The following is a 22,569-nucleotide window of genomic DNA, read 5'->3' on the forward strand; positions in this document are numbered from 1 at the left end:
CGGCCACCGGCGCAGGGCCGCCCGCGAACGGAATTTGCGGCTCTCTTACGGCCTTGGCCAGGGCTCGGCCGCCGTGGGCGCCGGGCCGGCCCTCCGACCTGCTTCCGGGCCGGTCCGCGGCCCGCCCCGGCCCGGGCACCGGCCGCTGCCGGCCGTCGGGCGGACGGGCGGTGCGTGGTGCCCCAGAGGTAGCCTGAATCCACTGCTCCTGCTCGTCCCCCAGCGCAGGGGAGGATCGATGACGACGTCCACGGGGCCCACGACGGCACCCACCGAGAGCCTCCGCCCCAGCAGGGCCGACGCCCCCCGCTACGTCCCGATCGCCGAACACGGCCTGATCGGCGACATGCGCACCGCCGCCCTCGTCGGTACCAACGGCACCATCGACTGGTACTGCTGCACCCGCTTCGACGCCCCGAGCGTCTTCGCCGGGATCCTCGACGCCGAGCGCGGCGGGGCCTTCGAACTCGCCCCGGACGTGCCGGCCCGCACCAAGCAGTTCTACTTCCCCGACACCAACATCCTCATCACCCGGTTCTTCGCGGACCACGGCGTCGGCGAGGTCCAGGACTTCATGCCGATCGTCGGCGACTCCCGCGAGGCCGACCGGCACCGGCTGATCCGCCGGGTGCTGTGCGTCCGCGGCTCCCTCCCCTTCTCCGTCCGGGTGGCCCCCCGCTTCGACTACGGCCGGCAGGACCACACCGTCCACACCCACCACAACGGCGTGACGGTCTTCGAGTCCCCTGACCTCTCCCTGGCCCTGACCGCCAGCGTGCCCGTCGTACCGGACGGACCCGACGCCCGCGCCTCCTTCACACTCGCCGAGGGCGAGGCCGCCGTCTTCGCACTCGACCGGATCGGCGACGGCGTCGAGCCCCGCTTCTGCGCCGTGCGGGAGGCCGAGCAACTCTTCGGCGCCACCGTGCGCTACTGGCGCAGCTGGCTCGCCCACTCCCGCTACCGCGGACGCTGGCGGGAGATGGTGCACCGCTCGGCGCTCACCCTCAAACTGCTCACCTACGCACCGACCGGTGCCATCGTCGCCGCCCCCACCACCAGCCTGCCCGAGCAGATCGGCGGCGAGCGCAACTGGGACTACCGCTACGCCTGGGTCCGGGACGCCGCCTTCTGCATCTACGCCCTGCTGCGCCTCGGCTTCACCGACGAGGCGAAGTCCTTCGTGCACTTCCTGTCCACGAAGATCTGCCTGCAGGACTGCGTGCGCGGCCCGCTCCAGATCATGTACGGCATCGACGGCCGCAGCGAACTTCCCGAGGCCGAACTCCCGCACCTGGAGGGCCATTTGGGATCGGCTCCGGTGCGCATCGGCAACGCCGCCGTTGACCAGCTCCAACTCGACATCTACGGTGCGCTCATCGACTCCCTCTACCTGTACGACAAATGGGGGCAGCCGCTCTCCAGCGACCACTGGGACACCGTCTGCGGCCTGGTGGACTGGGTGTGCGACAACTGGGACCAGCCCGACGAGGGCATCTGGGAGACCCGAGGCAAGATCCAGAACTTCCTGTACTCCCAACTGATGTGCTGGGTGGCCATCGAACGCGCCATGCGGATCGCCCTCCACCGCGGACTGCCCGCGGACATGCTCCGCTGGTCCGGCGCCCGCGACGCGATCTACCAGCGCATCATGCAGCGCGGTTGGTCCACCGAGCGGCAGGCGTTCGTCCAACACGAGGGCGCCGACGTGCTGGACGCCTCGGTACTGATGATGCCGCTGGCCAAGTTCATCTCGCCGACCGATCCGAAGTGGCTGTCCACCCTGGACGCGCTCGGCGACGAACTGGTCTCCGACTCCCTCGTCTACCGCTACGACCCCCGGCACAGCCCCGACGGGCTCCGGGGCGAAGAGGGCACCTTCTCGATCTGCTCGTTCTGGTACGTGGAGGCGCTCTCCCGGGCCGGCCGGGTCGACGAGGCCCGGCTCGCGTTCGAGAAGATGCTCACCTACGCCAACCACCTCGGCCTGTTCGCCGAGGAGATCGGCCACACCGGGGAGCAGATCGGCAACTTCCCCCAGGCGTTCACCCACCTCGCCCTGATCAGCGCGGCGTTCAACCTCGACCGGGCCCTTGGCTGACCCCCGCGACGCCGACGCCGGGGAGGGGACCGGCCCTCGGCGCACGCCTCCCTCGCCGAGACAGGCGTGCGCGGAGCGAGAGTGAGCGGGGGTCTGTCATGTCGGGCTCCCCGTGAGTCGGTGATGAGGCGGCGGCGGAAGGCCCGCCGCCGTCGCTGTCACCTCCTCATTGCAACACCGCGCGCGGGCACCGGCGTCGGAGCGTAGGGGGAACGTTCGTGTCCACCCGTGGGTTGATCGGCGCGGGAAGGTCACCCCGAGGTGTGGGCGGACCGTCAGGCGTCGCCGGGCAGCAGGTGCTGGTTGACCTGATGGAACGCCCAGGACCCGGAGGTGTGAGTGAACACCCACACCAGGTCGAAGCGGTCGGGCCAGGCGTCGGGGGCGCCGCTGTCGGACGCGCCCAGCGCGGAGACGATGTCGGGGATGCGGCTGTGCTCCCAGCAGATCAGGACCGGACCGGTGGCGCCGAGCGCGGCCTTCGCGAGGTTGCCCTCCTCGGACTCGGCGAAGTCGAGGTTGAGCGGTAGGCCCATGTGGTGGGCGAGCGGGGTGACGGTCTGACGCATCCGGTGCGCGCCGGCGTTGGGACCCTGGTCGGTCGCGGCGTAGAGCGTGCGCGGACGCTGGAGGCCGGCCGGGAGCGGCTTTCCCGCGGGCGGGTCGAAGAGCTTGGGCAGCGCATCGGCCCGGTCCCAGCCGCGCCGGGTGAGCGACTTGTGGTCCTCGTGGCCGTGTTCGTCGATGCCGGGGTGGTGCTTGTCGGGCTTCTCTCCGTGCCGAATGATCATGATCACCGTGGAGTTCCCGGGGGTGGGCTTCCCGGCGCCGTGCGTGCTGAGGGAGGCGGCGGCACCCTTGTGGCCGCCGCAGGCCGCGAGCACGGCAGGGGCCGCCGCGGCGAGGCCCGCCAGTACCCATCGGCGGCCCACCAGCGAGCGGTCGGCGGCGTGCGGGGCGGCGTTCGCGGGAGCGGGGGGCGTGCCGTCGGATGTCGGGGAGTGCGACATGAACACGGTCTCCTTCGTGCAACGGAAGGGCAGGGGTGGTGCTGCGGCAGTAGAGCACGCTGCCGTGAGGATGCCCGTCCAACGGTTGCGTCAAGGTGCAAGTGGGACGGCGCGGTGAGGGAGACCGGGGGAGCGTGGAGGAGCGCAACGGGCCGCCGACCGCCGCTCCGCCGCCAACGGTTCGGGCCGGGAGCCGGCCAGCCCCGCATCGCGGTGCGGACGTCGTCGGGGAGCGGGACCGGGCGGTGGGAGTCGAGCGAGTCCGGTCGGCGTCAGTCGTCGGCGAGGCGGCGCACCTGGCGGGCGACGTCGTCCCAGACCGGTTCCGGCAGGTCATGGCCCACACCGGGGAGGGGGACGAAGCGTGCGCCCGGGATGCGGGCGGCGACCGCGCGGCCCGCCGACGGCTTGACGAGGGGATCGTCCAGACCGTGCAGGACCAACGTCGGCACCGCGATGCGCTCGATGCCGGGTCCGCTCCACTGGGCGCCGATCTGCCGGCTCTGGCTGCGGGCGTCCAGGAAGCCCGGGTCGGGGGTGGCGGCCAACATGGTCCTGATCGCCCGCTCGTCGAGCGGGTGGGCGGGGGAGTGGAGGAGGCGGGCGAGCGCCACCCCGGATTCCACGTGCCGTTCGGGGGCGAGGGAGCGGCCCATGCGGGCGAGCCGGGCGAGGGTCCGGAGCCGGATGTGGCGCAGGGTGGCCGGGCCGGCGCTGTCGCCGGGGACGGCCGAGGCGGAGGTGAGGGTGCGGACGCGCCCGGGGTGGCGCAGGGCGATGCGTTGCGCGACCGCGCCGCCCAGGGACTGGCCGAAGAGGTGCGCGGAGTCCCAGCCGAGGGCGTCCAGTACGGCCACGGCGTCGTCGGCCATGTCCTCGGCGGTGTAGGCATCGCCGCGCTTGCGCAGCAGCGCGCCGATCGGACCGGCGCTGGCGGTCGGCGGAAGGTGCGTCGACTCGCCCCCGTCCCGTTGGTCGTAGCGGGCGACCGCGAACCCTCGGGCGGCCAGTGCCCGGGCCAACCCGGTGGGCCACCAGTGTCGGGCGACGCCCAGGCCGGTCACCAACAGGAGCGGTTCGCCACTCGCGTCCTCGGGCGTCAACCGGTCGTATCCGAGCCGGACTTCACCGTTGGACGCCCACCGGGTCGGGGTCCATGCGGGCGACGTCGCGTGGCGGCTCATCGGCTTCCCTCCTTCCGTCGCGGGCTCCTCGGTCCTCTTGGCCGCGGCAACCGCTGGTCGTGCGGTGGTGTCGTGCGGGGTCACGGTCCCTCCGTCCTCGATCGCGTGGTGCAGGGACACTGATACTGAGAACGCTGTTCGCGGTTATGGAATGATAATTATCAGCAGAGGACCGGGTTACGGAAGGGGCGGGTGAGGTTCGGTGGCCGACAACGCGGATCGGGCGACGGAGGCCGTGGTGGTCTGGGAACGTCCCGAACGGGGCGCCCGTGGGCCTGCGCCGGAGCGGAGCCGCGAGCAGCTCACCGCGGCCGCGATCGGGCTGGCGGACGCCGGCGGGCTGGCCGCGGTCTCCGTCCGGCGGGTGGCCAGGGAACTGGGCACCGGCCCCGCTTCGCTCTACCGGTACGTGGCCGGACGCGACGACCTGGTGGACCTCATGGTGGACGCCGCCACCGCGGAGGTCGACCTCGACGTCGAGCTGACGGGAGATCCGGTGGCGGACCTGGTCGGGTTGGCCGCCCGGACGCAGCAGGTCCACCTGCGTCATCCGTGGCTGTTGGAAGTGGCACCGGAAGCCCTGCGGACCGGGCCGCGGGGGGTGGACTACCTGGAGTACGCGCTGCGCGCGTTGGAACCGGTGGCGGCGCTGACCGGGCCCGGCAAACTGGAGGCGGTGGCCGTGTTGAACGCCCTGGTCGCCATGTTGTCCGCGGTCGAACTCCGCACCCGCCGGTCCCCCACGGGCCGCCAGTCGGCCCAGTCCGCCTATCTGGACGCCGTGGTCGCACGAGGCGGACATCCGCTGCTGGCCGCGGCGTTGGCGGGGGGAGCGGCGGGCGCCGGCCGGCCCGGTACCGAAAGCCCGGCCGGGGCCCCCTTCGAACGGGTGGTCCGACGGGTGCTCGCCGGCCTGCTCGCGCCCGAACCGCCGGCCTAGTTCCCGCTCCTCAGGGCGCTACCGCGACCGGCGGCCCGGTGGCGAGGCGATCAGACGGATCCCCCGGTGGTGGTCCGGGCGTAGTGCTCGGCGATCTCGTCGCTGGTCGTCAGCCACACCCCGGGGTGCTGGGCGACGTGCTCCAGCGCCTGGTCCAGGTACTTGTGGCGGAACGGCTGGTTGATGACGAACGGGTGCAGCACCAACGACATCACCCGGCCGCTGCCCGCCGCGTCCTCGTGGAGCTGGTCCAACTGGTCCTTGACGATCTGCACGAAGTCCGGGCCGCTCAGGCTCTTGCCGACGAACAGGCTGATGTCGTTGACCTCGATCGAGTACGGGACGCTGAGCATGCCCGGGACGTTGAGGCGGTAGGGCTGGTCGTCGTTGCTCCAGTCCAGGACGTAGTCCAGGCCCAGTTCGGCGAGGAGTTCCGGGGTCCGGAACGTCTCGGTGAGGGCGGGGCCGAGCCAGCCGCGGGGGCGGCGGCCGGTGGTCCGCTCGATGGTGCCGACGACCTCGGCCAGGTAGGCGCGCTCCTCGTCGGGTGACATGTCGGCCTGGAAGAGGGAGTTGTTCTTCCCGTGGGCGATCCAGGCCCAGTTCCGGGCCCGGCCGGCCTCGATGATCTGCGGGTAGCGGTCGCCGACGTCGGAGTTGAGCATCACGCTGGCGCGCATCCCGTGCCGGTCGAGGCTCTCGATCAGTCGCCAGACGCCCACCCGCGGACCGTAGTCGCGCCAGCCGTAGTTGAGCGGATCCGGGGCGAGCCCGGCGGTGCCGGGGAAGATGCTCGTCGACGGGCGGTCGACCTGGTAGTGCTCGACGTTCAGCCCGACGTAGAAGGCGATCCGGGCGCCGCCCGGCCAGGCGATCGGGTCCCGTTCGGTGATCGGGCTGTAGTCGTAGAGCTGGTTGTCCATGGGAGTCACCTCGTGCCCGTAGGGGTGCGGTACTTCCGCAGCCGCATCCGCATCGTCGAACCCTCACATTGATGTGAAGGTCAAGTGCGGTCCGGAAGCGAGCCCGGGCACGGGTGGCAGGGGGCACGGGCTAGGGGCGGTGGACGCAGGCCGCGAGCCCCGCGCGTCGCTGCCAGCCGAGCGCTTCGTACAGGGCGCGGCCCTCGTCGGTCGCGCCCAGGACGCCGAGCGTCGCACCCTGGGCCACGGCGCGGTCGGCGAGCGTGCGCATCACGAAGCCGCCCAAGCCGCGCCGGCGGTGCGCCTCTTGGGTCTGCACCCGGTCGACGACGGTGGCCGGGCCGAGGACGGCCATCTGTCCCTGCGCGGCGAACTCGCCGTGCGCGTCGTGCACCCGGACGTACGTCACGCCGTCCGCGGTCTCCATGGTCGCGCGGTAGCCGGCGGGTGCCGCCGGGCGCGTGGTCCGCAGGTCCGTGGCCATCAGGTGGCCCGTCTCCTCCTTGTCCACCACCCAGCCCGTCGGAAGCCACGGCTCCGCGGTCTCGGTCTCCACGGGGAGCTTCAGCCAGGTGTACGGGGCGGTCGCCGACGCGGTGGCCGCCCGCACCGCGCCCTCGTCGGGATCGGGCAGGACGTGGCGGCCCGTCTGCTCCGGAAGCCCGACGTCGATGTAGAGCCCCCAGGGGTGTTCGACCGCCCGCGGGCGCTGACGCGAGACGACCCAACCGGCCGCCCAGATCCTGACGAGTTCCGGAACCATCGAACCCTCCCTGAGTAAGTGGTGCGCATCGGCAGTGCACATTACATCGTCGAAGTGAGGGCGGCACCCTATTTGGTGGCGGCAGGGGGAGGCGCGTGCCGGACCTCTTGGAGCCCCGCGGGCCCGGGGCTCCTGACGGGTCCTACGCGCTCGTGCCGGCCGCGACGTCGCCGGTGACCAGCAGGTGCCGCGGCCCGCGCAGGACGGGGCTGTGCCGGTAGGGCGGCGGGTCCTCCACCAGACGCGGGGCGTCCAGGCCGTGCAGCAACGCCGTCAGTGCGACCTGCGTTTCGAGACGGGCCAGCGGGGCGCCGAAGCAGTTGTGGACGCCACCGCCGAAGCCGAAGTGCTGGTTGTCCCGGCGGGCGGGGTCGAAGTGGTCGGCGTCCTCGAACCGCAGCGGATCCCGGTTGCCGGACGCCAGGACGAGGAACAGCGGCGCGCCCTGAGGGATGGTCACCCCGCCCACCTCGACGTCGGTCAGCGGCGTGCGCTGCGGCAGCATCTGCACCGGCGGCTCGTACCGCAACAGTTCCTCCACGGCCGACGGCATCAGCTCCGGCTCCCGGCGCAACCGCTCCAGCGCCTGCGGACGGCGCAGCAGGGTGAGCATGCCGTTGGTGATGAGATTGACCGTCGTCTCGTGCCCCGCGATCGTCAGCAGGGTCAGCGTCGTCGTCAACTCCGGGTCGGTGAGGCGGCCTTCGGGCCCGTCGTCGTGCACCAGCGCCGAGATCATGTCGTCGGCCGGACGCTCCCGCCGGCGCTGGGCCAGCGCGCCCAAATACCCGGCCATCGAGACCCGGGCCTGCGCGGCCGCGCGGAGCCTGCCGTCCGGATCCTCGTCGGGGGAGCGGTCCAGGGAGGCGATGATGGTGTTGGTCCAGCCGCGGATCTCGGGCATGTCCTCCCTGGGGACGCCCAGCAGCCGACAGATCACGGTGACCGGCAACGGATAGGCGAAGTCGTCCACCAGGTCGATCCGGTCCCGGCCCCGGAGACCGTCGACCAGTTCCCGGGCGACGTCCACGATGTCGTCGTGCAGCGCGTCGATCCGGCCGGGGGAGTGGGGCGGGCCGAAGGGGCGCATCGCCAACCGGCGGAGCCGGTCGTGTTCGGGATCGTCGACGGCGATGAAGGACGGCGGCAGGTCCTCGGGCCGGTCCCGCAGGTCGGGGTGGGTGCGGTGGCGCACGTCCGAGCTGATCCGCGGATCGTGCAGCAGCGCGGCGATCTCGTGGTACGTGCCGACCAGGTAGCTGCCGTCGTCCTGCCGGGCCACACCGTGCTCGCGGAGTTCGGTGTAGAGGGGATAGGGGTCGGGGCGGCTGGCGTAGGCGTTGATCCGTTCCAGCAGGGTCTCCGTGGACATCAGCGCGGCTCTCCTCGTCGAGGGCGGGGGCGAAGCGGCGGGCGGACCGGGCCCGGAACGGCGGTCAGCCCATCGGACGCACCACGGCGAGGCGGCGGTCCGGCAGATGACCGGTGAGGGCGACGGTCGGGCCGTGCGAGAGCACCCTGGGGTCAGGGACATCGGACGGGACGACCTTCGGCGACGCGGGCCGGTCGGCGGCGCCCGGCTCGGGCGGGAACGGCGCCGCGGTCTCGATCAGATGCCGGTAGTGCTCCAGCCACTTGGCGCGGTTGATGCTGACCGCGGCGGTGATCCGGCCGCGGTAGCCGTAGACCACGACCAGCCGGCCCTCCTCGACCGAGCCCTGGGCGACGGTCACCTGGTCGGAGAAGGTCGGGACGCCGACGGACTTGATGTTCAGCCCGAACTGGCTGGACCAGAAGGCCGGCACCGCCAGGTGCGGGCGGCGCCGGGGTCCCGGGTTGACCATGTTGTGCGCCGCCACCTCGGCCTGCTCCACGGCGTTGCCCCAGTGCTCCAGCGCGAGCATCTGGTACTCGAAGAGCGGATGCGGAAAACGGGCCACGTCACCGGCGACGAACACGTCGTCGGTGACGATCCCGTACATGTCGAAGGCCCGGCACCCGGCGTCACAGGCCACGCCCCGTGGACCCGCGGCGAGGCCGGTGTCGGCCAGCCACTCGGTGTTGCGGACGGCGCCCAGGGCGACCACCGCGACGTCGGCGTCGATCCGGCTGCCGTCGGACAGTTCGGCGCCGGTCAGCCGTCCGGCGTCGCCGGTGAGCGAGGTGACGGTCACCCCGCAGCGCAGATCGACGCCGTGTGCGCGCTGCAACCGTGCGGCGAACGCTCCCAGCGTGCCCCCGAGCGCCCCGACCAGTGGCGCCGGTCCGCGCTCGGCGACCGTCACGGCCAGACCGCGTTCCCGGCAGGCGGAGGCGATCTCCGAGCCGGTGAACCCGGCCCCGATGACCAGGACGCGGCGCGGTCCGGCGTCCAGGCGCTCGGCGAGCCGGTGTGCGTCGTCGACGGTCCGTACCGTCAGCACCCCGTCCAGGCGGGCCTCCTCGGGGTGCGGCCAGGGGCGGGCCCGGGTTCCCGTGGCGATCAGCAGGCGGTCGAACGGGAGCCGTTCGCCGTTCCTCAGCAGCACTTCCTTCGTGTCCGGATCGAGACCGCTGGCCCGTACGCCCAGCTTCCACCGGGCGTCGACCGGGCGACGGGCCGGCAGTCCGACGTCCGCCGCGGGCACCCGGCCCAGCAGCACCTGCTTCGACAGCGGCGGGCGGTCGTACGGCGGATGCGGTTCGTCGCCGACCAGGGTGAGGTCCCCGGTGAACCCCTCGTCCCGCAGGGTCTCGGCCGCGCGCAGTCCGGCCAGGGACGCGCCGACGATGACGATCCGTCCGCTCTTGAGGTCATCGGACATCGGTGCCCGCCCCCGCTCCGGCCCGTTCGCCGACGAGGATGGCCTGCACCGGGCAGGCCGCCGCCGCCCGCCGCACGCGTTCCGCCTGGTCGTCCGGGGGAGTCGGGGCGTACAGCAGGGCCTCCTCGCCGTGCAGCTCGAACACCCGTGGCGCGAGGAACACGCACTGTGCGTACCCCTGGCACCGGTTGAGATCGACCACGATCTGCATGTCCGCACCGTTCCTCCGCGCGAGTCGTCCCCTCCGTCCTACTTGCCCGCGGCGGGCGGCGCGGGCGGTGCTGGGCCGGAGGGGTGTGCACGGGGAGTGAACGGTGGTGGGGCCGGGACGCCCGGTGGTGCGGGGTGCGCCGCGACCGGTGGTCCGGGGTCCCGTCGGGGGCTCCGTCGCCGGCCCGTCGGAATCGCCGGCCGCCGCGGCGGGATTTCGTGCGCCGGGTCACATGTGCGGCGAACCCTTATGGCGCAGCATGGGAATACGGGACGGTGGGAAGGTTTCCGAAGAGCGAAGTATCGGCGAACGGTAGTGCCGAGGCGGGTGCACGGCGGCGGAACTGTAAGTTCCGGATAGCGTTCCCCCGGCGTTCCAGCCGGGCGAGGGAGTTGGTCGGCGAGTATCGGGTATCCGAATTGACCCGTATTCGCCCGTGACATCCTGCATCGGTCGAAACGTCATTCCTGAGGCGCTCGATGTGCAACGTGGACAAAATCTTTACGATCATTTCAATCGAACTTGCCTCCTCTGTCCCGGGTGTGAGATGGGATGGAGTGGAACGCTGCCCTACGAACTGTGAGGAAACACGGGATGCCCTTCGCTCTGCCTGGAACTCTGGCCGCACCAGGGAAGGGGCAGGGGCAATCCAGACTCTTTGTCCTGGACGGACTGCGCCTCGTTGCGGCGCTGATGGTCCTGGCGTATCACTACATCACCCTCCGTGATGGCTGGGGTAATGATCCGCATGCGATCTCGCCGACGATCTACCACCTCTCGCAATTCGGCTGGCTCGGCGTCGAAGTCTTCTTCCTGATCAGTGGATTCGTCATCTGTATGAGCGCCTGGGGGCGTTCGCTCGGCGACTTCGTGAAATCCCGCGTCTCCCGCCTGTATCCGGCGTACTGGGTCGGCGTCCTGCTCACCGCGGCCGTGTTGATGATCTGGCCACGGGTCCGCAGTGCGGACAATCTGGAAACAGTCCTGACAAACCTCACCATGCTCCAGCAGGGCGTGGGGGTTTCCGACCTCGACGACGTCTACTGGTCGCTCTTCGTCGAGCTGAAGTTCTACCTGCTCTTCGCCCTCGTCGTGTACCGCGGCGTCACCTATCGCCGGTGCGTCCTCTTCTGCGGATTGTGGACGGTGGCCGGAGTCGTCGCCCTCAAGGCCAACAGCAACTTCCTTTCGGTGTGGGCGATCGCTCCCTACTCGCCGTACTTCATCGCGGGCATCGCCTTCTATCTGATGTACCGCTTCAAGCCCACGCTGCTCCTCTGGGCGATCGTCGCGGTCGAATTCCTGCTGGCCCAGCACTACGTCCGCGGACGCTTGGTGATGAACGTCGGAGCCAAGGCGGACATGGCGCACGGCTGGCCGGCCAGGGTGGGCGTCATCCTGGCCTTCGCCGTCATGGCGGCCATCGCCCTCGGGGTATTCAACAAGGTGCAGTGGCGCTGGCTGACGACCGCCGGCTCATTGACGTACCCGCTGTACCTCCTGCACATGTACATCGGATTCACCCTCATCGACCTGCTGCGCAACAAGATGCCGGCGCCCGTCCTGCTGCTCTCCATCGTCGCGTTCATGCTGATCGTTTCCTACGTCGTTCACCGGCTGGTGGAAAGGCCCCTGAGTAAATGGCTGCGCAACGGCATCCAAAAGGGTCTCCAGGAAATGCGGAGGAATTCCAAGATTCAGGTCGCCTCGGAATCCGATACCGGCGGAACGGGGTCGGCCGCCCGGCAGAATTCCGTCGCCGACAATTGTCGCGTGGGAACGCAGCGACCGTCCCCGTGACGTCGGAACGGGGCGACCCGGCGGCGTGACGGATGCCTCATCCGGCACGCGCGCACCTGCCGCCCCGTTCGGCACCCGGCCCGCGCCACCCTGCCCCGTATCCCGCTGATTGCCAGCCCAGTGGGATACGGGGCACTCTTACGTCATGTCATACGTACGACTCGAAGCGTGGATCGGCGGGGAGTGGCTGGAGGTGGACGCGGTGAGTGTCACCGTGGAGGAGTCCGCGCTGACCTTGTCCTTCGAGCGCCAGCGGACCGAAGCCGGATACCGGAGCATGATCTGGGAGCCGCTGGAGCACTTCCTGCGGGAGTACCGCGTGGAGCCGATCGTGGTCGTCCCGCTCGGCCGCAGCCTGCCCGTGATGTACGCGCCCGGAGCGGCCGGCCCCTTCCGGCTGGCCGAGGTGACGGAATGAGGGAGCGGCCCGCGTGACGCAGCCGGGACGGGGCGACACGCCCCGTCACCGCACCGACTCGGCCGGCGGGCGCTCGCGCACCGCACCATAGGCCAGGAAGTACGCCGGGACCTTGCTCAGCCACCGGGACGTGGTGAGCCGCTCGGCCACCCACCGGGCCCGCCGCGGATCGTCGAACGGCGGCCGGCCCGCCAGCACCGGGGCGATCACCCGGGAGTGCGCGAACCGCTGGAGGGCCTGCGTCAACGCCGCGGTCGGCCAGCGGCGGCGCTGCACGGCACGGACGTCCGCCAGGCCGACCGCGCCGGCCCGCAGCGGACCGACCAGGTGCCGAGCGGCCGCCACCGCGTCCTCCACCGCGAGGTTGATGCCGATCCCGAAGACCGGCGACATCGCGTGCGCCGCGTCGCCGATGCACAGCAGCCCCGGGCGGTGCCAGCGCCGCAGCCGGTCCAGCCGCACGTCGAGCAGCTTCACCTCGTCCCAGGAGCCCAGCGCCCGGATCCGGTCGCCGAGCCAGGGGGCGGCCGAGGCGTAGTTGACCATGAACGCCTCCAGGCCCGCGGCACGCCGTGCGCGGTCCGAGCCCTTGGGGATCAGCGCGGCGCACTGCCAGTACTCCCCGCGGTCGATCAGCGCGGCGAGCAGCCGGTCGCCGACGCCGCCCACCAGCCCGTGCGGGTCGCCGTCGTGCCGCGGCAGCCGGAACCACCAGGCGTCCATCGGGCAGCGGAAGGCCCGCAGCCCGAGTTCGGGCAGGGACCGGGCCAGCGAACCCCGGCCGTCGCAGGCCACGGTGAGCGTGGCGCGCAGTTCGCCCCTCCGGCCGTCGGCCGTGCGGTACCGGACCCCCGCCACCCGGCCGCGTTCCTCGACGAACGACGTCACCTCGGTGCTCATCCGCACGGAGAACGACGGTTCGCGCCGCGCCTCGTCCACCAGGAGGTCGAGCAGGTCCCACTGCGGCACCATCGCGACGTAGTTGAACCGGCCGCCCAGTGCGGCGATGTTCCCCACGGTCGCCAGCGAGCCGTCCGGGCCGAGCGGCAGCTGAACGGCCGTCACCCGCCGCTGCGGCAACTGGGCGAAGCGGTCGCTCAGCCCCAACTCGTCCAGTAGCGCCAGCGTGGAGGGGTGCACGGTGTCCCCTCGGAAGTCGCGCAGGAAGTCCCCGTGCTTCTCCAGGACCGTCACGGCCACCCCGGCCCGCGCCAGCAGCAGGCCGAGCACCATGCCCGCCGGTCCGCCGCCCACCACGCAGCACGTCGTCCGTTCCACCACAACAGCTCCCTTCCCAGGCGGCCCGGGCCCGGCGCTCGCGCCGCCACCGGCACGAATACCCCGGATCGCACCGGGAGTCAGCCCCGCGCCGCCCCGTTTGCCGGGTCCCGTGCGTCGCACAGGGCATGGTCGATCAGCCTGGTCGTCGCCCGGATCTGGCGGTCGGCGGTGTCGGGGTCGCCGGGACGGCTGTGCAGGGAGACGGTGACGGTGGTGCGGCCGTCGGCGGTGGTGGCGGGCCACACCATGGAGCCGTACCCGTCCCCGCCATGGCCCCAGTAGCCGCCGCCGCAGGTCAGCGGGGTCCAGGAGAGGCCGAGCCCGTAACGGCTGCCCGGTGGTGTGCCCGGGTCGCCGGGCACCGCCACCGCCCGGCGCATCTCGGCGAGCTGGGCCGGGGCGAGCAGCCGGCCCCGGGCCAGCGCCGCGAAGAACGCGGTGGTGTCCGCGGTCGAGCTGATCAGCGCACCGTCGGCGTCCCCGTCGAACGGCAGGTACGCCACGGTGGTGTCGATCAGCGGGGCGCCGGGGGCGAACTGCTGGTAATTGTTGGCGTGCGGGCGCGGGAGGTACGGGTCGTCGCCCGGCGCGACGGTGTGCGCGAGGCGCAGCGGGCGCAGGATGCGGCTGCGTACCTCCTGCTCCCAGGAGCGGCCGGTGACCGCCCGGATCACCATGCCGGCCAGGACGTAGTTGGTGTTGGAGTACTGCCAGCGGGTCCCGGGTGCGAAGGCGGGCGGGTGGCGCAGCGCGAGCGCGACGCGTCGTGCGGAGGAGTACGGCGTCCAGCGGTTGCGGTGGTACTCGGCGGCGCTGGGGTGCGGGGCGACCTCACCGACGTAGTCGGGCAGCCCGCTGGTGTGCTGGAGCAGCTGGCGCACCGTGATGCGCCGCCCGTCGTTGCCGTGACCGCGCACCACGCCGGGCAGCCACCTGTCGAGGGTGTCGTCGAGCGACAGCCGTTGCTCGCCCACGAGTTGGAGGACCACCGTCGCCACGAACGTCTTGGTGTTGCTGCCGATCCGGATGTAGCCGTCGCGCGGTACGGGCCGCCCGGTGGACAGGTCACCGGTGCCGCTGCGGACGGTGCGCGTGCCGCGGTCCGTGGTCAGCCGGACCTGGACGCCGGTGACACCGGCGTCGCGCACCGCGTCGGCGTCCCGTTGGAGCCGGGAGGGGGACGGGTGGACGGTGCGCTCCGGGGTGCCTGCCCGGGCGGCGGGGGCGAGCCCGGCCAGGAGGGCGGTGGCGGTGAGGAGCGCGGCGGCCGCCCGGCGGGGCAGGCGCCGTCCGGCGGCCCGTGGGGCACGCCGGGAGCTGGGTTTCGGGACGTGCACGATCATCGGCATGGGGCCACGGTAGGGACGATCGGGGCTGGTGGGACATGCTGCTGGCCGGTGGGGTCGGGGTGGGGTTGTCCCCCCAGGCGGGCGGGGCGGGGCGTCCACTGCTGTCGCCCGGGAACGTAACCCCCAATATCCGCCTCTTGTGTGGTGGGTCGTCACAACGACCTTTGAACAAGGGGAGGAAAGAATGACCGAGCAAGTGCAGAAGAGCGGGAGCGGGCGCGCGGCGCGGGGGATCTTCGGGCGTCGTGGCGTCGGCCGCTTCGCCACGGTGGGCGCCATGGGCGCAGCCGTGGCCGTACTGGCCGTGACCCCGGCGTTCGCCAAGGGGAGCGCCACCCTCAACGCGTCACCCGGCACCGTCAAGGTTGGCCAGAACGTGCACCTCACCGGGCACGGCGACAGCGACGGGCTCCGGTACGGCGAGTTCTGTGCCCAGCAGCGCGTCGGCACCAGCGGTGCCTGGCACACCGTCAAGTGCGGCAAGGTCGTGTCGATGGACGGCGGCGAGGCCACGGTCGACGCGAAGGCCAAGGCCACGCACCGTGGCGTCCTGCAGTTCCGCGGCGTGCTGTTCGGCGTCGACGGACCGCACGGCGGCCACCCGCAGGCGGACTTCGACACCGCCGTGCGGACCGTCCACGTGCGCTGACCCGGCGCTGAACGGGGCCACCCGGTGGTCGGCGCCGGCCACCGGGTGCGCACGACGAAGGAGGGCGGACCCGGTCCGCTGAAGGCGGTCGCCGCCCCCGTGCGGGAGCGGCGACCGCCCGTTGTCCGGCTCGCCCCTTGTCGGGCGGGCCCGAAGGTCGCGTTCCGTGCTTACGTGGGGGTCTTGCCCAGGCGTACCGGACGGTGGTCCACCGAACGCTGCAAGGCCCGGAAGTCGTCGAACACCGGGTAGTTGTGCGGAAGTTCACCGGAACCGGAGTGCTGGACGGTGCGGTTGGCGTACAGGCTGTTCAGGAGCCACGGCTGCTTCTCGGGCCCCAGGTCCCGCACCATCGCCGCCGCCTGGGCGACGCCGTACGTGGCGACGGCCAGTCGCCCGGTGCTGCGGAACCTGTCCACCTGGTTCCGCAGGAAGTGCTGGTGGCTCTCGTACCAGGGGCTCATCGTGAGGAAGTCCCGCCACTGCTGTGCGGGGACCGGGCGCGCGACCGCCTGCTTCAGCAGCTGCCACACCTTCAGGTCCGCGGGCAGGCCGTACCGGCGGGCGAACGGCGCGGGGACGGTACTGCCCATGTGCTTCTCCCAGAGCAGCACCAGGGAGAACTCGGTGACGAGGAACCGCTGGTCGGCGCGGAGCCGGGGGAGCACGTAGTCGACGTACTTCTGGGCGGCTTCCGCCGAGTCCACGTGCGGATGGATGTCCACCCCCTCGATCTCGCGGGTCTTCTTGACGAAGGCCATCCAGCGTTCGGTGGCGGCCGTCCGCCCGCCCGGCCGGTCGAGGTGGTTCAGCGCGCCCATGTACAGGCGCGTCGTGCAACCGGAGGGGAACTTCTTCCGGCGGTAGGCGATCACGTGCTCCGCGACCTTCTCGTAGAAGGCGTTCAGCCGTGCGTTCCGGTCCGCCTCCCTGGTTTCGAGGAACGGCTCGTTGCCGATGGTGAGGATGTTCACCTTTCCCATCACGACGTCCAACAGCCGTTCCATCCGCGCCAGTTCGTCGCTCATCGGCTGGCTTCCCGGCGACGGTATGGGGCGGTGCACGTTCTGGAACTTCATCGACAGGACCGTTCCGTACCCCTTCGCCTGCGCCGCCAGGAGGGTCCGGACGGCCGGTTGGGCGGACACCGAGCCGTCGACGTCGGACATCGGGACGAACCCGCGCAGCCAGCTGGCGGAGAGCGCTTCCAGCGCGGGGAACGTCACGTCGGAGGGGTCTTCGTTGAAGTTCGCGCCCAGGACGCCCGCGGGGCCGTCCGCAACGCTGTCGCGGCCCTTCCCGCCCGGCCCGTCCTGTGGCCCGGCGGCGCCGGGCTCCTTCCCGCTGCAACTCGCGATCAGCGGTGCCCCGGCCAGAACGGTCAGCATCCAGCGGCGTGAGCGAGGAGTGGGCACTGCCGGCGCACGCGTCCCGGTAGTCAGCCGTTGCCTCATCGTTGTGCTCCTGGTTCTGTGCTTGCGGTTCTTGCTGCCTCCCGGAGGACGGAACGGCGGCGGGGCCCCTCCCACACCCGATCGGCCCGTCCCTCCGGACCAGCGACCGTACCTCCCGGCGCGCCCCACGGGCACGCCGACGAGCAGCACGAACATGCACCAACCACCGCAATGAGCACGAGATTTGACGGACCATCGGCAATCGCCGCCGCCCGTCAGACCGCGTTGCGCCGTGTCGCCGTCCCCTTCCGGGCGGGATGAGGACGGCGACGGGGGAGGGTGCCTAGTCGCGGACCTCGGACGGCCGCGGCAGGGCGTCGTCCCAGGGCGCGAGTACCCGGTCCGGGCGGATCGGCAGGTGCCGGTGGCGGACGCCGGTGGCGTGCCAGACCGCGTTGGCGATCGCCGCCGCGGCGCCCACGATGCCGACCTCGCCGATGCCCTTGATGCCCACCGGGTCCTCGTCGTCCGGATCGTCCACCCAGTCGGCTTCGACGAGCGGCACGTCGGCGTTGGCGGCGACGTGGTAGCCGGCGAGATCGGGGGCGACGTGGGTGCCGGTGGCCCCGTCCCGTACCGCCTCCTCGTGCAGGGCCATCGACAGGCCCCAGATCATGCCGCCGACGAACTGGTTGCGCGCGGTGAGCGGGTTGACGATCCGGCCGGCGGCGAAGACGCCGAGCATCCGCCGGACCCTGACCTCGCCGGTGGTGACGTCCACCGCCACCTCGGCGAACTGTGCGCCGAACGCGTGCCGTTCACGGGGCGGCAGGGCGCCGATGGCCGCCGTGGTGTCCGAGCGGGCGGTGATCCCCTCCGGCGGGACGTGGCCGCCCAGTGCCAGCTGTTCGCGCAGGTCGTGGGCGGCCAGGGTGACCGCCCACGACCACGAACGGGTGCCCGCCGAGCCACCGGCGAGCATCGCCTGGCCGAAGTCGCTGTCGCCGATCCGCACCGTCACCCGGTCCGGCGACACCTCCAGGGCGTCCGCGGCGACCAGGGTCAGCGCGGTCCGCGCCCCGGTGCCGACGTCCGCGGCGGTGATCCGCACCGTGAAGGTGCCGTCCGCCTCGGCTGTGACCGCGGCCGTGGACGGCCCGGCCAGGGTGGGGAACGAGGCGGCCGCGGTGCCGGTCCCGAGCAGCCAGCGGCCGTCGCGGCGCAGCCCGGGGCGCGGGTCGCGCTCGGCCCAGCCGAACCTGCCGGCGCCCACCTCGAAGCAGTCGAGCAGCTTGCGACTGCTGTAGGGCAGCCCGGAGACCGGGCCCACCGCTGGTTCGTTGCGGGCGCGCAGGACGATCGGGTCGACGCCGCACCGCTCGGCGAGCTCGTCGAGCGCGCACTCCAGCGCGAACGAGCCCGGCGCCTCGCCCGGTGCGCGCATGTAGGTGGGCGACGGCACGTCGAGTCGGACCACGCGGTTGACGGTGTGGTGGGCGTCGGCGTCGTACATCGCCCGGGCCACGTCGGCGCTCCGCTCGACGAACTCGTACACCGTGGAGGTCTGGTTGAGCCCCTGGTGGTGCAGCGCCCGCAGTCGTCCGTCGGCATCGGCGCCGAGCCGCACCCGCTGCGCGGTGGGGCTGCGGTAGCCGATCAGGGAGAACATCTGACGTCGGGTCAGCACGACCCGGACCGGGCGGTGCAGCACCGTCGCCGCCATGGCCGCGGCGACCTGGTGCGCGCGGGTGCCCTTGGCGCCGAAGCCGCCGCCGACGTGCTCGGAGCGCACCCGGACCGCGGACGCGTCCAGCGAGAACAGCTGCGCGAGTTCCTGCGCGACGTAGATGCTGCCCTGGTTGGTGTCGACGACTTCGAGTCGGCCGTTGTCCCAGTACGCGGTTGCCGCGTGCGGCTCCATGGGGTGGTGGTGCTCTTCCGGAGTGGTGTACTCCGCGTCCACCACGACCGCGGACGCGTCGAGTTCGGCCGCCAGGTCGCCCTTCGTCCGCTCCGCCGCGGCCCGCGGCGTGCTCTCCGGGACGTAGGTCCCCGGGTGCCCGTTGGCGAACGCCACGTCGTGCGGTTCGAGGTCGTACTCGACCACCAGCGACTCGGCGGCCTCCCTGGCCTGTTCGGAGGTCTCGGCGACCACCAGCGCCACCGGCCACCCGGCGTGCGGCACCCGGTCGTGCTGGAAGATCTGCAGCGTCGGGTCGGGGGCGCCCATCGGGCCGGTGTACTGCGTCTCCAGCGGCTGGGCGTTGCCGTGGTGCAGGACGGTCAGCACGCCCGGCATGGCCAGGACGGGCGCCGCGTCGATCGAGCGGATCCGACCGCGGGTGACGGTGGACACCACCAGCCAGCCGTGGGCGAGTTCGGCGAACGGGATCTCGGCGGCGTAGCGGGCCGCGCCGGTGACCTTGTCGCGGCCCTCCACGCGGGTGTGCGCGGTGCCGACGGCCCCGACGACCGGAGTGGTTGGAGTGGTGGCAGTGGTCATCGGGTGGCCTCCTCGGTCCGCCGGCCCTCCGCGGCCAGCTCGGTCAGCACGGCGACGACGAGATTGCGGATCAGCGTCACCTTGTAGGCGTTGCCGGGCAGCGGCTCGGCGGCGGCGAGTTCGGCGTCCGCGGCGGCGGCGAACGCCTCGGCCGTCGCCGGCCCGCCGATCAGCGCCCGCTCGGCCGCGTGCGCCCGCCACGGCCGGGACGCGACCGCCCCGAACGCCAGCCGCGCGGCGCGGACCGTGCCGTCCCGGACGTCGAGGGCGGCGGCCACCGACCCGATGGCGAAGGCGTACGAGGCGCGCTCACGGACCTTGCGGTAGCAGGACGCGGCGGCGACGGGGGCCGGCGGCAGGGTGATGCCGGTGATCAGCGCGCCGGCCGGCAGTGCGGTCTCGCGGTGCGGGGTGGCGCCGACCGGGAGGTAGAACTCCGCGAGCGGCACCTCGTGCGGTCCCTCCGCCGTGACGTAGTGCACCACGGCGTCGAAGGCGGTCAGGGCGACCCCCATGTCCGAGGGGTGGACGGCCACGCAGTGCGGGGAGGCGCCCAGGATCGCGTGGTTGTGGTGCTCGCCCGCGATGGCCGGGCAACCGCTGCCGGGCACCCGCTTGTTGCAGGGCTTGCTGACGTCGGTGAAGTACGCGCAGCGGGTCCGCTGGAGGAGGTTGCCGCCCACGGTGGCCATGTTGCGCAGCTGTCCCGAGGCGCCGGCCAGCACCGCCTGCGTCAACGCCGGGTAGCGTCGGCGGACTTCGGGGTGGGCGGCCAGGTCGCTGTTGGTGACCGTCGCGCCGACGTGCAGTCCGCCGTCGTCGGTGACCTCGATCCGGTCGAGCGGCAACTCCCGCACGTCGACGAGGAGCGCGGGCCGCTCGACCCCGCTCTTCATCAGGTCGACGAGGTTGGTGCCGCCGCCGAGGTAGCGCGCCTCGGGTTCGGCGCCGAGCAGCGCCACCGCGCCCGGCACGTCGGACGCACGCTGGTAGTCGAATTCCCTCATGCCACACCCGCTACGTTCATCTCGTCCGCCCCACTGGTGCTCTGTGCGGTTTCCTCCGCCGCGCGGGCGACCGCCTGCACGATCGACACGTAGGCGCCGCAGCGGCAGAGGTTGCCGCTCATCCGCTCCCGGATCTCCTCCGGGGTCAGCGGCGCCACGCCCGCTTCCGGTCGGACGTCGGTGGTGACCGCGCTGGGCCAGCCGGCGGCGTGCTCCTCGATCGCCGCGATGGCCGAACATATCTGCCCGGGCGTGCAGTACCCGCACTGGTAGCCGTCGAGGTCGAGGAACGCCTGCTGCACCGGGTGCAGCCGGTCCCCGTCCGCGACGCCCTCGATGGTGGTGACCTCCCGGCCCTCGGCGGCGACCGCCAGTTGGAGGCAGGACACCACCCGGCGCCCCTCCAGCAGCACCGTGCAGGCACCGCACTGTCCCTGGTCGCAGCCCTTCTTGGTGCCCGTCAGGCCGAGCCGTTCGCGCAGCGCGTCCAGCAGGGTGGTGCGGTTGTCGACGGGCAGCGTGTGCTTCTCGCCGTTGATGGTCAAGGTGATGGCGCCGGCCGTCGATGGGGCCATGGGCTCAGCCTTCTTTCAGGTCTCACACGTAGAGGGGCTCGGTGGTGTCCCGGTCGAGGCCGCCGGCCGGCGACGGCCGGGCGGAGTCGGGAGGTCCGGGCGGTGGGTGGTGCGGTCCGTCGCGGCGTCGGAGGTGGTCGAGCAGTACGGGAGGTCCGGGTGCGGTGGGGTCCGGTCGCGGTGGCCGTCGGACGCTCCGTGCCGGTCCCGTCCCCCGCTCGTCGGCCGCTATGGTGGTCCTCAAGCGGACAGTCGTCCGCTACCGTTGAAACTTAATGGACAGTTGTCCGCTTAGCAAGGCCGTTCGTTCGCCAGGCGAGACCCGTCGGACGGCCCAACTCATCGGCGCAGTGCGGGAGGAGGACGCGTGCCACACCCCGAGGACGCGCCCCTGCGCTCCGACGCCCGACGCAATCGCGACCGCATCCTGGAAGTGGCCCTGGTCGAGCTGACCCGCGCCGCCGACGTCCCGCTGAGCGCGATCGCCAAGAAGGCCGGCGTCGGCCAGGGCACCTTCTACCGCAACTTCCCCAACCGCGAGGCCCTCGTGCTGGAGGTCTACCGGCACGAGGTCCAACAGGTCTGCGACGCCGCGGCCCACCTCCTGGCCGTCGAACCGCCCGACCGGGCGCTGCGCGGCTGGATGGACCGCCTCGCCCGGTACGCCATGACCAAGGCCGGACTGTCCGCGGCGCTGTGCAAGGTCACCACCACCCCCGGCACCCTCGTCGGCGTGTCCCGCGGCCCGCTCACCGCCGCCGTCACCCTCCTGCTCACGGCGAACGAGGAGGCCGGCACCATCCGCCCCGACGTCGGCGCCGAGGACTTCCTCCTCGCCATCGCCGGCCTCTGGCAACTCGACCCGCACGCCGACGGGCCCGCCCGCGCCGGACGCCTCCTCGACCTGGTGATGGACGGTCTGCGCGCGGGGGCCACGGGGCGGTGACCGGCGCTACCCCAGGAGGGCGGCAGGCCCGCCGGCTGCGCACCGGCGACCGGGAGACGCAGGTCACACGCGACCGTGTCACGGGGGACCGGGCTGTCTCGTCTCGGGAGCGCAAGCACCGGACACCACGGAGGAGCACACCATGGACGCGCGACTGGACTACTTCGCCAGCCCGACCGCCGGCAAGGCACTCAAGCACTTCATGTCGGCCGGCCGGACGCTGAAGGAATCGGCACTGCCGGCCGCGACGCAGGAACTGGTGGCGCTGCGCGTGAGCCAGATCAACGGCTGCGCCGCCTGCATCGACATGCACACCAAGGAGGCCGCCGCGGCCGGCGAGACATCGGTGCGACTGAACCTGCTGGTGGCCTGGCGGGAGGCCACGGTCTTCACCGGCGCCGAGCGTGCCGCACTGGCCGTGGCGGAGGAGGCCACCCGGCTTTCCGACGCCGGCCACGGGGTCAGCGACGAGGTGTGGGCGCACGCCGCCGACCACTACGACGAGGACCAGCTCACCGCCCTGGTGGTCCTGGTCTCCTTCATGAACGCGGTGAACCGGCTGAACGTCGTCACCCGGCAGCCGGCCGGCAGCTACGAGGTCGGACGGGCCCACTGACGGGCGGCGGAGCGAACACGCGGGACGAGAAGGCGACTTCGTCAACCGCGCACTGCGGATCGGTACCGGACCGCCGGGCCGACGTCATGGGAAGG

20 protein-coding genes are annotated in these 22,569 nt (G+C 72.2%); 7 read left to right on the forward strand and 13 right to left on the reverse strand.

Translation table 11 applies throughout. The features are described from left to right. Positions 1–238: 238 nt before the first annotated feature. Positions 239–2,101, forward strand: coding sequence for a glycoside hydrolase family 15 protein (locus ACJ6WD_RS14765; RefSeq protein WP_233656102.1), 1,863 nt, complete (start codon positions 239–241; stop codon positions 2,099–2,101). A 275-nt stretch (positions 2,102–2,376) separates the two neighbouring features. On the opposite strand, the gene ACJ6WD_RS14770 is transcribed toward ACJ6WD_RS14765, so the two are convergent. Both ACJ6WD_RS14770 and ACJ6WD_RS14775 read right to left on the reverse strand, forming a co-directional pair. After that, entirely contained in the window at positions 2,377–3,111 is a 735-nt protein-coding gene (locus tag ACJ6WD_RS14770) for a hypothetical protein (RefSeq protein ID WP_407615923.1), read from the reverse strand. Positions 3,112–3,383: 272 nt separating this feature from the next. Further along, complete coding sequence (locus ACJ6WD_RS14775; protein ID WP_407615924.1) at positions 3,384–4,295, reverse strand: alpha/beta fold hydrolase; 912 nt, start codon at positions 4,293–4,295, stop codon at positions 3,384–3,386. Between the two features lie 202 nt (positions 4,296–4,497). Here ACJ6WD_RS14775 and ACJ6WD_RS14780 point away from each other — a divergent pair, with 202 nt between their 5' ends. After that, positions 4,498–5,235 (forward strand): TetR/AcrR family transcriptional regulator, encoded by a 738-nt coding sequence (locus ACJ6WD_RS14780; RefSeq protein WP_407615925.1) that lies wholly within the window; start codon positions 4,498–4,500, stop codon positions 5,233–5,235. 50 nt (positions 5,236–5,285) lie between these two features. On the opposite strand, the gene ACJ6WD_RS14785 is transcribed toward ACJ6WD_RS14780, so the two are convergent. The 5 genes from ACJ6WD_RS14785 to ACJ6WD_RS14805 all read right to left on the reverse strand — a co-directional run bounded on the left by ACJ6WD_RS14785 (position 5,286) and on the right by ACJ6WD_RS14805 (position 9,936). Next, a complete protein-coding gene (locus ACJ6WD_RS14785) occupies positions 5,286–6,158 on the reverse strand; it encodes a polysaccharide deacetylase family protein (RefSeq protein ID WP_233656098.1) in 873 nt (290 codons plus the stop codon). Positions 6,159–6,288: 130 nt separating this feature from the next. Further along, positions 6,289–6,921 carry a GNAT family N-acetyltransferase gene (locus ACJ6WD_RS14790; RefSeq protein WP_233656097.1) on the reverse strand — a complete coding sequence of 211 codons (633 nt, stop codon included), beginning with the start codon at positions 6,919–6,921 and terminating at the stop codon, positions 6,289–6,291. A gap of 142 nt (positions 6,922–7,063) precedes the next feature. After that, on the reverse strand, positions 7,064–8,293 hold the full coding sequence (locus ACJ6WD_RS14795; RefSeq protein ID WP_407615926.1) for a cytochrome P450: 1,230 nt from the start codon (positions 8,291–8,293) through the stop codon (positions 7,064–7,066). Between the two features lie 64 nt (positions 8,294–8,357). Next, positions 8,358–9,725, reverse strand: a complete 1,368-nt coding sequence (locus tag ACJ6WD_RS14800; RefSeq protein WP_233656095.1) for an NAD(P)/FAD-dependent oxidoreductase — start codon at positions 9,723–9,725, stop codon at positions 8,358–8,360. Next, a complete protein-coding gene (locus ACJ6WD_RS14805) occupies positions 9,715–9,936 on the reverse strand; it encodes a ferredoxin (protein ID WP_016575708.1) in 222 nt (73 codons plus the stop codon). The genes ACJ6WD_RS14800 and ACJ6WD_RS14805 overlap by 11 nt, the downstream gene beginning before the upstream one ends. A 594-nt stretch (positions 9,937–10,530) precedes the next feature. On the opposite strand from ACJ6WD_RS14805, the gene ACJ6WD_RS14810 reads away from it, so the two are divergent. Then, complete coding sequence (locus ACJ6WD_RS14810) at positions 10,531–11,736, forward strand: acyltransferase (RefSeq protein WP_233656093.1); 1,206 nt, start codon at positions 10,531–10,533, stop codon at positions 11,734–11,736. A 145-nt stretch (positions 11,737–11,881) separates the two neighbouring features. Continuing rightward, positions 11,882–12,154, forward strand: coding sequence for a hypothetical protein (locus ACJ6WD_RS14815; protein ID WP_233656092.1), 273 nt, complete (start codon positions 11,882–11,884; stop codon positions 12,152–12,154). A gap of 45 nt (positions 12,155–12,199) precedes the next feature. Here the strand turns inward: ACJ6WD_RS14815 and ACJ6WD_RS14820 are convergent, their stop codons facing one another. Then, entirely contained in the window at positions 12,200–13,432 is a 1,233-nt protein-coding gene (locus tag ACJ6WD_RS14820; RefSeq protein WP_233656091.1) for an FAD-dependent oxidoreductase, read from the reverse strand. An 80-nt stretch (positions 13,433–13,512) separates the two neighbouring features. Then, a complete protein-coding gene (locus tag ACJ6WD_RS14825) occupies positions 13,513–14,784 on the reverse strand; it encodes a serine hydrolase domain-containing protein (RefSeq protein ID WP_407615927.1) in 1,272 nt (423 codons plus the stop codon). A 184-nt stretch (positions 14,785–14,968) separates the two neighbouring features. Between ACJ6WD_RS14825 and ACJ6WD_RS14830 the strand changes: the two genes are divergently transcribed. Beyond that, positions 14,969–15,433 carry a hypothetical protein gene (locus ACJ6WD_RS14830; RefSeq protein ID WP_376554605.1) on the forward strand — a complete coding sequence of 155 codons (465 nt, stop codon included), beginning with the start codon at positions 14,969–14,971 and terminating at the stop codon, positions 15,431–15,433. Between the two features lie 170 nt (positions 15,434–15,603). Here the strand turns inward: ACJ6WD_RS14830 and ACJ6WD_RS14835 are convergent, their stop codons facing one another. From ACJ6WD_RS14835 to ACJ6WD_RS14850, 4 genes are all read right to left on the reverse strand, one after another. Next, complete coding sequence (locus tag ACJ6WD_RS14835) at positions 15,604–16,821, reverse strand: hypothetical protein (RefSeq protein WP_407615928.1); 1,218 nt, start codon at positions 16,819–16,821, stop codon at positions 15,604–15,606. A 349-nt stretch (positions 16,822–17,170) separates the two neighbouring features. Next, a complete protein-coding gene (locus ACJ6WD_RS14840; protein WP_407615929.1) occupies positions 17,171–19,330 on the reverse strand; it encodes a xanthine dehydrogenase family protein molybdopterin-binding subunit in 2,160 nt (719 codons plus the stop codon). After that, positions 19,327–20,337 (reverse strand): FAD binding domain-containing protein, encoded by a 1,011-nt coding sequence (locus ACJ6WD_RS14845; RefSeq protein WP_407615930.1) that lies wholly within the window; start codon positions 20,335–20,337, stop codon positions 19,327–19,329. Before ACJ6WD_RS14845 ends, ACJ6WD_RS14840 begins: the two co-directional genes overlap by 4 nt. Next, the gene (locus ACJ6WD_RS14850; RefSeq protein ID WP_233656085.1) at positions 20,334–20,912 is read right to left on the reverse strand and encodes a (2Fe-2S)-binding protein; all 579 of its coding nucleotides are present in this window, start codon (positions 20,910–20,912) and stop codon (positions 20,334–20,336) included. The genes ACJ6WD_RS14845 and ACJ6WD_RS14850 overlap by 4 nt, the downstream gene beginning before the upstream one ends. Before the next feature lie 367 nt (positions 20,913–21,279). Between ACJ6WD_RS14850 and ACJ6WD_RS14855 the strand changes: the two genes are divergently transcribed. Together ACJ6WD_RS14855 and ACJ6WD_RS14860 are read left to right on the forward strand one after the other, a co-directional pair. After that, entirely contained in the window at positions 21,280–21,858 is a 579-nt protein-coding gene (locus tag ACJ6WD_RS14855; RefSeq protein WP_275466681.1) for a TetR/AcrR family transcriptional regulator, read from the forward strand. Positions 21,859–22,000: 142 nt separating this feature from the next. Beyond that, positions 22,001–22,474 carry a carboxymuconolactone decarboxylase family protein gene (locus ACJ6WD_RS14860; RefSeq protein WP_331246148.1) on the forward strand — a complete coding sequence of 158 codons (474 nt, stop codon included), beginning with the start codon at positions 22,001–22,003 and terminating at the stop codon, positions 22,472–22,474. Positions 22,475–22,569: the final 95 nt, after the last annotated feature.

Origin of the sequence: Streptomyces sp. VTCC 41912, assembly GCF_045799175.1 — a bacterium.
Taxonomy (GTDB): domain Bacteria; phylum Actinomycetota; class Actinomycetes; order Streptomycetales; family Streptomycetaceae; genus Streptomyces; species Streptomyces albulus_C.